This is a genomic window from Actinomadura sp. HBU206391, from assembly GCF_014323665.1.
Taxonomy (GTDB): Bacteria; Actinomycetota; Actinomycetes; order Streptosporangiales; family Streptosporangiaceae; genus Actinomadura_C.
Map to the genome: position 1 here is coordinate 1 of NZ_JABVEB010000052.1, position 12,671 is coordinate 12,671.

At 70.5% G+C, this 12,671-nt stretch carries 10 protein-coding genes; 7 read left to right on the top strand and 3 right to left on the bottom strand.

Annotated elements, in window-relative coordinates:
• Window positions 1-8 precede the first annotated feature (8 nt).
• Complete coding sequence (locus tag HKK72_RS17800) at window positions 9-1,673, bottom strand: LLM class flavin-dependent oxidoreductase (RefSeq protein WP_187235501.1); 1,665 nt, start codon at window positions 1,671-1,673, stop codon at window positions 9-11.
• Window positions 1,674-1,778: 105 nt separating this feature from the next.
• On the opposite strand from HKK72_RS17800, the gene HKK72_RS17805 reads away from it, so the two are divergent.
• The 7 genes from HKK72_RS17805 to HKK72_RS17835 all read left to right on the top strand — a co-directional run bounded on the left by HKK72_RS17805 (window position 1,779) and on the right by HKK72_RS17835 (window position 9,274).
• The gene (locus HKK72_RS17805; protein WP_187235502.1) at window positions 1,779-2,393 is read left to right on the top strand and encodes a MarR family winged helix-turn-helix transcriptional regulator; all 615 of its coding nucleotides are present in this window, start codon (window positions 1,779-1,781) and stop codon (window positions 2,391-2,393) included.
• 789 nt (window positions 2,394-3,182) lie between these two features.
• Window positions 3,183-3,719 carry a TlpA family protein disulfide reductase gene (locus tag HKK72_RS17810; RefSeq protein WP_187235503.1) on the top strand — a complete coding sequence of 179 codons (537 nt, stop codon included), beginning with the start codon at window positions 3,183-3,185 and terminating at the stop codon, window positions 3,717-3,719.
• On the top strand, window positions 3,716-5,641 hold the full coding sequence (locus HKK72_RS17815; RefSeq protein WP_187235504.1) for an ABC transporter ATP-binding protein: 1,926 nt from the start codon (window positions 3,716-3,718) through the stop codon (window positions 5,639-5,641). The genes HKK72_RS17810 and HKK72_RS17815 overlap by 4 nt, the downstream gene beginning before the upstream one ends.
• A gap of 29 nt (window positions 5,642-5,670) precedes the next feature.
• Window positions 5,671-6,285: a MauE/DoxX family redox-associated membrane protein gene (locus tag HKK72_RS17820; RefSeq protein ID WP_187235505.1), complete on the top strand. Its 615-nt coding sequence runs from the start codon at window positions 5,671-5,673 to the stop codon at window positions 6,283-6,285.
• Window positions 6,282-6,896: a S26 family signal peptidase gene (locus HKK72_RS17825; protein WP_187235506.1), complete on the top strand. Its 615-nt coding sequence runs from the start codon at window positions 6,282-6,284 to the stop codon at window positions 6,894-6,896. The genes HKK72_RS17820 and HKK72_RS17825 overlap by 4 nt, the downstream gene beginning before the upstream one ends.
• Window positions 6,893-7,864 (top strand): magnesium/cobalt transporter CorA, encoded by a 972-nt coding sequence (gene corA, locus HKK72_RS17830; RefSeq protein ID WP_187235507.1) that lies wholly within the window; start codon window positions 6,893-6,895, stop codon window positions 7,862-7,864. Before HKK72_RS17825 ends, corA begins: the two co-directional genes overlap by 4 nt.
• Before the next feature lie 318 nt (window positions 7,865-8,182).
• Complete coding sequence (locus HKK72_RS17835; protein WP_187235508.1) at window positions 8,183-9,274, top strand: peptidoglycan-binding domain-containing protein; 1,092 nt, start codon at window positions 8,183-8,185, stop codon at window positions 9,272-9,274.
• A gap of 28 nt (window positions 9,275-9,302) precedes the next feature.
• On the opposite strand, the gene HKK72_RS17840 is transcribed toward HKK72_RS17835, so the two are convergent.
• Both HKK72_RS17840 and HKK72_RS17845 read right to left on the bottom strand, forming a co-directional pair.
• Window positions 9,303-9,980 carry a response regulator gene (locus HKK72_RS17840; RefSeq protein ID WP_187235509.1) on the bottom strand — a complete coding sequence of 226 codons (678 nt, stop codon included), beginning with the start codon at window positions 9,978-9,980 and terminating at the stop codon, window positions 9,303-9,305.
• Window positions 9,977-12,658, bottom strand: coding sequence for a DUF4118 domain-containing protein (locus HKK72_RS17845; protein WP_187235510.1), 2,682 nt, complete (start codon window positions 12,656-12,658; stop codon window positions 9,977-9,979). The genes HKK72_RS17840 and HKK72_RS17845 overlap by 4 nt, the downstream gene beginning before the upstream one ends.
• Window positions 12,659-12,671 lie beyond the last annotated feature (13 nt).

The following is a 12,671-nucleotide window of genomic DNA, read 5'->3' on the forward strand; positions in this document are numbered from 1 at the left end:
CAACGCGCTCACCCCACTCCGAGCCGGGCGAGCGGCTCGACCAGTTCCCTTTCCTCGTAGGACAGGTGGGACAGCAGCGTGTCCGTGAGCAGGTCGACGGCGGCGCGCAGACCGGACATGTCGCCGGGCTCGGCCACGAACGCGACCAGCGCGCGGTCGACGCCTTCGAGGACCTCGTGGATGACCTTGTGCTCCTCCGCGAGGCGGTCGACCACCGGTACGAGGCGGGGGTCGGCGCGTCGCAGGTGCGGGAACAGGGCCTGGTCCTCCACGGTGTGGTGCGTCGTGACGACGCGGCAGTAGGACTCGCAGTAGGCCCCGAGGGTCCAGTTGTTCTGGCGCATGGTCATGGTGTTGATGTGCGATCGGGCGAGGCCGGGGTCCATGGACCCGGCGGCGACCTGCTCGATGAGATCGCGTATTTGCGCGAGCTCGGCACGGAGCTGGTCGTGCACGTCGATGAGGTGCCGGCCGGCCGCCTGCTCGTGCCGGGTGTACCGACGGTCAGGCTCGGGCGCAGGGCCGGTGGGGCGGGCGGTCTCGTCCCAGACCCGCACATCGCTCAGCCGGACGCCGTCGTCCGGGGTGGGGGTCACGCCGAAGGGGGTCGCCATCACGCGGGCGGTCATCCTTGTCGTGGTCGTGGTCGTGGTCGGGGTCTTGGTCGTGGTCGGGGTCGAGGTGGTGGTCGTGGCCTGTGACGGGCCTTCGGTCCGGACGGGCGTGGTGGTGTCCGGGACGTCCGGTCCCTTCGGAGCGGTCGCCCTGTCCCGTTCGGCGGCGACGAGCTCTCGTACGAGCGGTGCCACCTCTGCGGCGAATCGTCGAACGGTGTCGTCCGAGTCGGCCATCAGGATGTAGCCGCTGATGCCCTGGGTGAGGGTGAGCTCGGCGAGCTGCTCGGCCCATACCGGCGGCGGCCCCTGGAGGAAGTCACTGCCGCCGGCGGCGCCGGCGCCCATGCCGGTGTCGGTGAACGTGCCGGCGATGTTGTAGAGACGGCGCACCGCCCGCGGGGAGCGACCGGCGGCGGCCGCCGCCTCGTCGATGACCCGGTTCGACTCCGGCAGTTGCTCGGGCGGTACGTAGGGCGAGCTGGGCAGCCAGCCGTCGGCGACGCGTCCGGTCAGCCGCAGCATGCGGGGCTTGATGGCACCGACCCAGATCCCCATCTCGTGCACCGGGAAGGGACCGGGCCTGGTGCCCTGGAGGCTGTAGTGCTCACCTTTCAGCCGCACACCGCCGCCCGGCGTCCACAACGCGCGGATGACCTGAACGGCCTCCTCGAGCGCCGTGATCGATTCGGCGGGGGCCCGGCGTGGCCCGCCCATGGCGGCGACGGCGTCCAAGAATCCACCGGCCCCGAGACCCAGCTCGGCCCGCCCGCCGCTGAGGACGTCCAGGGTGGCCGCGCTGCGGGCGAGCACCGCCGGTGGCCGCAACGGCAGGTTGGCGACGTTGGGGAAGACGCGCACGCGCGTGGTGCGGGCGGCGATCACCGACAGCAGCGTCCAGGCGTCCAGGAACGCGGCCTGGTACGGATGGTCCTGGACACTGACCAGGTCCAACCCGACCCGCTCGGTCAGCTGCGCCAGCTCGACCACGCGCTCGGCGTGCTCGGCCGCCGGCGTCAGAAAGGTGCCGAAAAGCAGGTCGTGGCCGTAGTCGGCCATGGGTTCTTCCTCTCCCGAAACTACGTTGCTTAATAGATCTTATGCCAAGGATAAGAGTTGTTATCAAGAAGGTATGTCTAACCGCATATGAGCTAAGCTTCGCCCATGGCGACTTCACCTCCCGCGAGCGACGCGCAGGGGGACGGCCCGCAGCCGGACGGCCCGCACAGGGCAGGCGCGCACGGGCCCGGCGAGCGGCCGTCCGTCCCCGGACTGAACGCCGACCTGGGCTGGGCGCTGGGCGTCGTCTTCCGCTCCTACGTCAAGGCCGTGGACGCGCTCTTCAGCGATCTGCCCGGTGGCCCGCGGGGCTACCAGCTGCTGGCCTCGGCGGCCCACGATCTCGCCGGCAACCAAGGGCTTCTCTCCCAGCAACTCGGCATCGACCGGACCGTGCTCACCTACCTCATCGACGATCTCGAAGAGCTCGGCCTGGTCGAACGGCGGCCCGACCCCGCCGACCGGCGCAGCCGTCAGGTCATCGCCACCGACAAGGGCCGGGCGCTGTGGTCACAGCGGCAAGAGGCTCTGCGGCACGTCGAGCAGCATGTCCTGGGCGCGCTCGGCGACGACGGTCCGGCGTTCCGCGCTCTGCTGCAACGCCTCGCGGCCGGCGCCAACGAACTCGACCCGATCACCAGCGTCTGCGCGGTGGTGGAGCAGCTGATGCCCGCCGATGCCACCGGCAAGGCCACCGGCCGAGCGAACCGGCGACGCTGACCACGCGGCCCCGATCCGCGACACCGACCCGCGCCACCGCGCCGAGCCGCGACGCGGGTCAGCGCACCGCCGGGAATCCCGCGGCCATCACCACGAGAGTGCGTCTCAGCGTCGGCAGGAACGCGGGGCAGGCGGCGGTCCGCCGCCGCCACGCACGCGAACGCGAACGCGATCCACCTCGCGACCGGCAAACGGGTTCGCGACCTGCCCATCACCTGGACAAGCTCCTGTGAGACGGCGATCGGTCGGACGACCGCGAGAAGGGAGGCGCGCGGCGGCTGAGCCGAGCAGCGATCTTGGAAACCCCGGCGTCGTGGATTTGGGTCGTTCATGGCGGTGACCTGCATGGACAAACTCAGACAAGACCAGACACCGGCGGCCTTGCCAGAGAAGATCGGCTGACCACAGGATCCACCGTGACCCACTTGGCGGGGGCTCCATCGCCCACGCCGAAGGAAGGAGCCGGTATGTCCAGACTGGTACGAAACCTTGGGGATCGACTACTGGAACGGATGGCGCCCAAGGTAACCGCGTCGGCGGCGGCGGACTGGTGCGAGCACTGCGCCGGCCCGTACTACCGCCCGTGCTGGGAGCCGGGGAACTGCGGCGCCTGCAGCAAGTCTCCCTGCCGAAGCTGACCTACGAGTCACCAGCGCTGACCGCGTCCGCGAATTCCGGGATGTCCAGGCGACATGCCGGATCCTCCGGGCGCGGTCATCTCGTGCCCTGCCCTGCTCCAGCCCGCGCTCGCCGGCACTGGCGGCGCCGCCGTTCGAAGGGATCCCGGTCATGCCCTACCTGGTCGCAGCCATGGTGTTCGTCTGCCTGCTCGTCCTTCTCGACCTGGTGCTCACGTTGGCCGTCGTCCGCCGCCTGCGCGAACACGGTCAGTTGCTGGCCTCCGGTGCGGCGGCCGGGCGGGCGGAGGTCATGCCACTCGGCGCTCCACCGCGGGACTTCACCGCCGCCGACACGGGCGGCCGGCGGGTCTCGCCCGACACCCTCACCGGGCCTACCGTGGTCGCGTTCTTCTCGCCGTCCTGCGCGCCGTGCCTGGAAAAGATCCCCAGGTTCGTCGATCAGGTACGGGGGCTCCCGGGCGATCACCGGGTGCTCGTCGTGATGGCGGGCGCCGATGAGGCCGACGCACCCCTGGTCGCCCGACTCGACGCGGTGGCCCAGGTGATCCTCGAACCCGAGGACGGGCTGGTGGCGAACGCGTTCCAGACCCGCGGCCTCCCGTCCATGTGCCTGCTCGACGAGAGCGGCGTGATCGTGGCCGCGGGAAGGGACATCGATGATCTGATGGTGCCGGCCGCGGCATGACGCCGACCACGACCGATCAGCAGGCCGGCCGGCTGACCGTGTCCACGTGGTCGGCGACGGCTCTGTCGGCCATCGGCCTGGCCGTGCGCGCCGCACCGGGCGCCGTCATCGCCTATGTCGCGTTGGCCGTGGTGGGAGCGGTGGCTCCGGTGGCGACCGCCTGGTTGCTCAAGCTCGTGATGGACGGGCTCGTAGCCGGCGCGGCGTTGTCGAGCCTGCTCGGCCTCGCGGGCGGGCTCGCCGTGGCCGGTGTGGTCACCGCTGTCGAACCGCAGGTGACCCAGTACGTGCGGGCCGAATCCGAGCGCCGGCTCGGTCTGCTCAGCCTTGACCGGCTCTACTCCGCAGTCAACCGCTTCGTCGGGCTCGGCCGCTTCGAGGACCCCACATTCCACGATCGCCTGCGTCTGGCGCAGCAGACCAGCCGGACCGCTCCCTTTGACGTGCTCAGTGGCGTCATCGGCGGATCCCAGGGGTCAATAATGATCGTCGGGTTCCTCGGATCGCTCGCCGCCGTGAACACCGCCATGGCGATGGTGGCACTCGCCGCCGCGGTGCCCGCCGTCGTGATGGAGGTCGTTCTCGTCCGCCTCCGCACCACCATGATGTGGCGGATCAGCCCCACCGCACGCCGCGAGTTCTTCTACGCGAAACTGCTCGGCGACCTGCGCGCCGCCAAGGAGGTACGGCTCTTCGGCATCGGCACGTTCCTGCGGCTGCGGATGCTCGATGAGCGGCGGGCGGCCAACCTCGCCGAGCGAAGAGTCGACCGGCGTGAACTGCTCAGCCAGGGTGGACTCGTACTGCTCTCGGCGGCGGTGGCGGGCGGCGGACTGGTGTGGGCGGTCGGGGCCGCTCGTTCCGGCCGGCTCTCGATCGGTGACGTGGCGATGTTCGTCGCCGCGATCGCGGGCGTCCAGAACGGACTGGGCCGGCTCATCGGAGACTTCGGGATATCGCACCGGGGCGTGCTGCTGTTCGAGCATCACCTGGCGGTGGTCCGGTCCGGGCCGGAGCTGCCGATCCGGGCCGAGCCGACCCCCGCTCCCCCGTTGCGGCACGGCATCGAGGTCAGAGACGTGTGGTTCCGCTACACCCCCGACCATCCCTGGGTGTTGCGCGGGGTGAACCTGTTCATTCCATGCGGCCGGGCGCTGGCCGTCGTCGGCCGCAACGGCGCGGGCAAGAGCACCCTGGTCAAGCTGCTGTGCCGCTTCTACGACCCGTCAAGGGGCGCCGTCCTCTGGGACGGTGTCGACCTGCGCGACATGACCCCCGAGGCGCTCCGGACCCGGATCGGCGCGGTGTTCCAGGACTTCATGGAATACGACCTGACCGCGTCGGAGAACATCGGCCTCGGAGACCTCACCGCGCTCGGCGAACCGGCGCGGCTGGAACAGGCCGCCCGCACCGCCGGGGTGCACGAGACCCTCACCGGTCTACCGCATGGCTACGAAACGCTGCTCAGCCGAACGTTCCCCGTCAAGCCAGGCCAGAGTGCCGGCAATAGTACCGACCAGGCGGCGGACGCCCAGAAGATCGCCCCGTACGTCGGCGTCTCGCTGTCCACCGGGCAGTGGCAGCGGGTCGCGCTGGCTCGCGCGCTGGTCAGGGACCGAAGAGACCTCCTGATCCTCGACGAGCCGAGCTCGGGCCTGGACGCCGAGGCTGAGTACGAGGTTCATGCGGCGCTGCGGGAACACGCGGCCGGATCCGCCCGCGTCCTCATCTCGCACCGGATGGGCGCCATCCGCACCGCCGACCACATCGTGGTCCTTGTGGACGGTCGCGTGGCGGAGCAGGGCGACCACGACCTGCTGATCGCCGAAGACGGCGAGTACGCACGCCTGTTCAACCTCCAGGCCGACGGCTACGGCGACGCGTCCGCCAAGGCTCTGGACCCCTCCCTGCCCGAGCAGTGACCTCCGAGGAATGAGAGCGGTCGACAGCGATGGACTACGTCATCATCTTCAGCCGTGCCGTGCTGGCCCTCGTCTTCGTGGCCTCCTCTCTGGGCAAGCTGCGCGACCGGGCGGCGTTTCGGTCGTTCGTGGTCTCGCTCCTGCGGCTTGAGCCGCTGCCCGGCCGATGGGCGCGTCCCGTCGCCGGTGCGGTCGTCACCGTGGAGGCCGCGATCCCCGTGCTGCTCATCGTGCCGTCGACCGTGGTCGGGGGTTTCGTGCTCGCGGGTTGTGCCCTGATCGCCTTCAGTGTCGCGATCGGGACCGCCATCCGACGGAACACGAACATTCCCTGCAAGTGCTTCGGCGCGTCCGGCACGTCACTGGGCGGGCGTCATCTGGTCCGTAACGGTGCCCTGCTGGTGGTCGCGGTGACGGGAGGACTGATCGCACAGTTCGGCGAACCGGGATCACGGTTGAGCGAACCGGGATCCGTTCATCCCGGCGGAGCCCTCGTCGTGCTCACGGCCGCCGGTTGCGTCGCCGCCCTGGTCGTACGATTCGACGACCTGGCCGGCCTGTTCGCGCAACAGCCCGCCCCGGCACGGGCGACGGCGCGGCCCGCCGCGGCCCGGCGCACCTCGGCACCAGGAGACCGGCCGTGACACTTCTCAAGATCACCGTACTTGCGGCGGGAGCGCTGATCATCCTGATCTCCGCCGCCGTGGTCACGATCCGCCGCCGGCTGCTGGTCGTCACCGTCGACGGGCAGAGCATGGAGCCCGCCCTGCGGGCGGGAGATCGTGTGCTCGCGCGCCGCACTGGTGTCGGAGCGGTCAAGGCCGGACAGGTCATCGTTCTGAGAAGCACCGGCGGTCACATGCAGCCGATCGCCCGTGGGCCTCGGCTCGAGGACGGGACGGTCTCCACCGCCGGCGAAGGATTTCTCATCAAGCGGCTCGTGGCACGGCCCGGCGACACCGCTCCCTCCGAGTTCGGCCCCCCAGGCGCGGTTCGGCGCGGGGACATCGTGCCGCCGGAGGCCATCCTCGCCGTCGGCGACAACCCCGGGCACAGCTTCGATTCCCGCCAGGCGGGCTATCTACCGGCCGTCAACATGGTGGGAGTCGCGGTACGTACGCTCCGCAGGCCCAAGAAGCGCCCCCCACGTTCACTAGCTTTGCGGTGTCGTCCGCTCTCGATGCCGGAGTTCGCGCTCGAGCGGTGTTCGACAACCCCGCACACTCCACGCATCCAGGACAATGTCGTCTCGTGATTGTGGACAAGGCCATCTATAGCGACGGCGGCCGCGAGACCGTCGACGGCGACATCAGCGATGCCTTCGACGCCGCCAGGGCCAAGGGCGACTGCTGGCTCTGGATCGGCATGCACGAACCGACCGAAGAGGAGTTCGCCCTCGTCACCGATGAGCTGAACCTTCACTCGCTGGCCGTGCAGGACGCCATCGAGGCGCACCAGCGGCCCAAGCTCGAACGCTACGACGACACCGTGTTCGTCGTGCTCAAGACGTTGAGCTACCGCGAGGACACCTCGACCATCGAGGTCGGCGAGATCATGGTGTTCCTCGGTTCCGATTTCATCATCACCGTCCGGCACGGCACGGCCAACCCGCTCAAGCCCGTACGCGCGCGAGTGGAGACCGACCCGCGGATGCTGGCAGACGGGCCCTCCTCGGTGCTGTACGCGATCTGCGACCAGGTCGTCGACACCTACTCCGAGATCGCGCACAAGGTCGAAGCCGACATCATCGCCCTCGAACGTCATGTGTTCGATACCGGCCGCAGCGACGTCACCGAGGGCATCTACGCGCTCAAGCGCGAGGTGCTGGAGTTCCGCGGTGCCGAGGATCCCCTCATCCCGGTACTGCAGGAGATCGTCAAGGGGAGGGTCGAGCACTGCGAGGACGCCGTGGAGTACTTCCGCGACGTCTTGGCGCACCTGCTGCGCGTCGATGACCAGGTCGACAAGCACAACGAACTGCTGACCAGCGTGCTCAGCGCCCATGTCGCGCTGGTGGGCCTGCAGCAGAACAGCGACATGCGCAAGATCTCTTCATGGGCGGCGATCATCGCCGTCCCCACGATGGTCGCCGGGGTCTACGGCATGAACTTCGACCACATGCCCGAGCTGCACTGGGTCATCGGCTACCCGCTCAGCGTGGGCGTCATGGTCGTCGCCGTCTTTTTCGTCTTCCGCCTCCTCCGGAGGAGCGGGTGGCTCTGAGACGCAAGCCGCCCCAAGAGCCGGCGGCGCGCTCAGCCGCCCGCTCGTAGCGGGCCGTCGGGTTGCCGCCAGGGCTGAGGTGAAGCGAACGGCGACCCGTCAGGATAAAACTCGTGCACCTGGCGGTGACGGGGCGGATAGGCGCGCAGGAGGGTACGGCAGCCCTGCTCATAGGCGTCGTTCACGGCGCCATCCCGTCGGGTTCGGTGCGATACGAGGCGCAGCGAGTCCCGGTGCACGCCGGGCGAGCGGTACCGCCGTCGGATCGGGCATCATCACAATCAGTGCGATCACGGATGGTCAGTTATGGAGCATTGAATGGACCTCCCGTCCCGAACGGCCGCACGATCGGTTCCCGACCCCCGGGGCGCCGAGACGGCCGAGCAGTACGTCGGCCTCCTGCGCGGCCTCCGTGCGTGGTCGGGCCTGACGTTCCGGCAATTGGAGAAACGCGCCGTCACCAACGGCGATGTCCTTCCGTACAGCACGATCCATGCGGCGCTCGCGCGTCCTCGGCTGCCCCGCGAAGAGCTGCTGACCGCCTATCTGCGCGCGTGCGGCTGCACACCGCAGGAGGTGGCGATCTGGGTAGACGTCCGCAGGCGGCTGACGGTGACGACCGCGGGTGAGCGGCCGCTCGGCGGGCCCCGTCCCGGCGACGACACCGGCCGACCGGCGCCCGGACGGCGCACGGCCGCACCACCGCGCCGCGGCCTGGGCCGCGCGTGGGCGAACCTGCTCGGCCGGCGTTGGCCGGCCACCGTCGCGGGGCTGGTGCTGGTGCTGGGAACGGCGGGCGGTGCGGCACGTTCCCCGGAGGCGCGCCCCTCCGCCCCCGAAGCGGACCTGCTGACGTCGGACCGCTGCCCGGCCCTCATCGCGCTGGGCGAGTACGGTCAGTGCGCTCAGCGGCTACAGGAGAGTCTGCAGCAACGAGGCCTGAAACTGCCCGCCGACGCCTCGTTCGGCCCGTACACCAGAATGCGGGTCACCGCCTTCCAGGTCCTCACGGGGCTTCCGCCCACCGGGATGGGCGACGGGCCCACCAAGACGGCCCTGCTGTCCCGCGGGGCCGCCACCGCCACGTGGCCGAAGGCCCGGATCGCACGGCGGCTGAACGAGGTGTTCGGGAGTTCCGGCGGTGAGGCCATGGTGCTGGCGAAGTGCCTGTCGCTCGGCGATCCGCTCTGGATCGCCGGGCCTGACCGGCAGGGTGTTCGCCGGTGGGGCCTGTTCCAGTTCACCGATCTGGAGCTGCTGCGCCTTCGGGCCGGCCCGGCCCAGGCCCTGGACCCCGAATGGAACATCCAGGCGGCACACGGGGTGTGGCAGCGCACCGGGGACTTCAGCCACTGGTCGTGCGAGTCCCCGAACGACGCGTTCGGTCTGCTGCGGCCGAGCGGCACCTGAGCCGTGGACGGGGCGGCAGGACCGCCTCTCACGGCTGGAAGCGGTAGCCCATGCCGGGTTCGGTGAGCAGGTGGCGGGGGCGGCCCGGGTCGGGCTCCAGCTTGCGGCGCAACTGGGCCATGTACTGGCGCAGGTAGTGCGTCTCGCGGGCGTAGGAGGGCCCCCACACCTCGGTCAGCAGCTGACGCTGGCTGATGAGCTTGCCCGGGTTGCGGAGAAGGATCTCCAGCAGGTGCCACTCGGTGGGCGTCAGCCGGACCCCCTCGGACTCCGGGCCGGTCACGGTCTTGGTGCGCAGGTCGACCACATGGCCGCCGACCTCGACGACCGGGGCGCTGTCCTCGGCGGTGAAGCGGCGGGTGACCGACCGGATGCGGGCCACCAGCTCATCGATGCTGAACGGCTTGGTCACGTAGTCGTCGGCGCCCGCCTCGAGCGCCTCGACCTTGTCCCGGCTGCCCGCGCGGCCGGACAGCACGATGATGGGCACCCGGGTCCAGCCGCGCAGGCCGTGGATGACCTCGACACCGTCGACATCGGGCAGGCCGAGATCGAGCAGCACGAGATCGGGATGCCAGTCGCCGGCCCGCCGTAGGGCCTCGGTGCCATCGCCGGCGACCTCGACGTCGTAGTGGCGGGCGCGCAGGTTGATGCGCAGTGCCCGCAGGATCTGCGGTTCGTCGTCGACGACGAGGATGCGCGTCATGTCGTTCCAATCATCGGGTCATCGTCGTGGTGCGGGTGGGCTCCCCCTTCGCTGGCCGGGTCAGGGTCGGCACGGTCTGCGAACGGGGCGTCGCCGCCGCGCCGATCCCCCGCCGTCGTCGCTCCGGAGGCGAGCACGGGCGCGCCGGAGGCGGGCGCGGCCGGCAGAGAAAGGATCATGGTGAGTCCTCCGCCCGGGGTCTCGTCCGGTGTCAGGCCGCCCCCCATCGCCTCGGCGAGGCCGCGGGCCAGGGCCAGGCCCAGCCCCACGCCGACCTCGTTGTCGCGGTCGTTCAGACGCTGGAACGGCAGGAAGACCCGGTCACGGTCGCCGACCGGGATGCCGGGGCCGCGGTCGGCGATCCGCACCTCCACGCGGTCGGCCAGTGCGCTGGCGGTGACCAGGACCTTCTCGTCCGGCGGGCTGAAGCGCAGCGCGTTCGAGATGAGATTGACCAGCACCCGTTCCAGCAGACCCGGGTCGGCCAGCACCTCGGGCACGTCCCCGGAGATCCGGCTGGTGACGCGCCCGCTCGCCGCGTCGAGATCGTCGAGTGCCCGGGGAACCAGTTCCTCCATGGCGAGGGGTTGGATGACCATGCCGAGCGCGCCCGCCTGAAGGCGGCTCATGTCGAGCAGGTTCGCCACCAGCCGGTCGAGCCGGTCGAGGGACTCGCCGGCCGTGGCGGTCAGTTCGGCGCGTTCTTCGCCGGTCCATGGGATGTCGGCGTTGCGCAGGCTCTCCACGGCCGCCTTGGCCGAGGCCAGCGGGGTGCGCAGGTCGTGACTCACCGCGTTGAGCAGTGCGGTGCGGATCCGGTCGGCGTGCGCCAGCGGCCCGGCCCGTTCGGCCTCCTCGGCGAGCCGCCGCTGCCGGAGGGCGACCGAGGCCTGTAGGGCGAACGCCTCGATGATCCGCCGGTCGGCGGCGGGCAGGGTGCGGCCGCGCAGCACGAGCGCGAGTTCCTCACCGACCGGGACCTCCGTGTCGGCCTCGTCCGGGGTCGTACACGGTTTGCCGCCGACCGTCGCGACGATCCGCCAGCTGGCCGGATCACGGTGCGAGTCGGGGGTGAGCGGAGCGCCGGGCGGATGTTCCAGCAGCGTCACCGAGGTGAGCCCGAAGGTCTCGCGCAGGCGCTCCAGCAGGGAGTCGAGGGCGTGTTCGCCGCGCAGGACGTTGCCGGCGAGGGTGAACAGGACCTCGGCGTCCGCGCTCGCCCGGGCGGCCTCCCGGGTGCGCCGGGCCGCGAGGTCGACGACGGCGCTCACCCCGACCGCGACCAGCACGAAGACCAGCAGCGCGAAGGCGTTCTCGCGTTCGGCCACCGTCAGCTGGTGCAGGGGAGGGGCGAAGTAGTAGTTGAGCAGCAGGAAGCCGCCGATGGCGGCGACGAGGGCGGGGTAGAGGCCGCCGACCAGGGCGACGCCGACGACCGCCGCGAGGAAGACCAGGATGTCGGTCGGAAGTGACGCCTCCGCGCGCAGACCGGCCAAGGTGAGCGTCAGCGCCGGCAGGCCCACGGCCGCGAGGCAGAACCCCGCGAGGCGGCGGCGTGGTGCGACGCCTCCCGTCCGGCCGGCCGGACGGCGCCACCCTCTGACCTCCTCGTGGCTCACCATGTGGACGTCGATCGAGCCGGACATCGCCGTGGTGGTCACCCCGACCCCAGGGGACAGGATCTGCGCGAACCGGTTCCGCCGCGAGATCCCGAGGATCAGCTGGGTGGCGTTCACCCCGCGGGCGAAGTCGAGCAGCGCGTGGACGACGTCGTCGCCCACCACCTGGTGATAGGTGCCGCCGAGGCTCTCGATGATGGTCCGCTGGCGGGCGAGGTTCGCGGGCCCGGCGACGGAGAGGTGATCACTGTGGGTGACGTGCACGGCCAGCAGGTCGGCGCCCTTGGTGCGGGCGGCGATGCGGGCGGCGCGCCGGATCAGCGTGTCGCCCTCCGGCCCGCCGGTGAGTGCGACGACCACGCGTTCACGGGCCTCCCACGTGCCGCCGATGTTGTGATCGGCGCGGTAGCGCTCGAGCTGATCGTCGACCTCTCCGGCGAGCCACAGCAGGGCGAGCTCGCGCAGCGCGGTCAGGTTGCCGACTCTGAAGTAGTTCGTGAGGGCCGCGTCGACCTTCTCGGGCGTGTAGACGTTCCCGTGCGCCATCCTGCGGCGCAGTGCCTCGGGGGCCATGTCGACCAGCTCGACCTGGTCGGCCCGGCGTGCGACCTCGTCCGGAACGGTCTCGCGCTGCGGAACGCCGGTGATCTCCTCTACGACGTCGTTGAGCGACTCCAGATGCTGGATGTTCACCGTGGAGATGACCGTGATGCCCGCGTCGAGCAGGCGTTCGATGTCCTGCCAGCGCTTGGTGTGCGCTGAGCCGGGGATGTTGGTGTGCGCGAGCTCATCGATCAGAGCGACCTGCGGCGCCCGTTCGATCACCGCGTCGGTGTCGAGCTCGGTGAACACCGCCCCGCGATAGGTCATGGTCTTGCGGGGAATGATCTCCAGTCCCTCGATCATCGCGACGGTGCGCGGCCTGTCGTGGGTCTCCACGTAGCCGACGACGACGTCGGTGCCGCGGTCGGCGCGCCGGTGGCCCTCGGAGAGCATCGAGAAGGTCTTGCCGACCCCGGGGGCAGCCCCGAGATAGATGCGGAGCTGCCCCCGTGCCATGGTGATCTCCTTC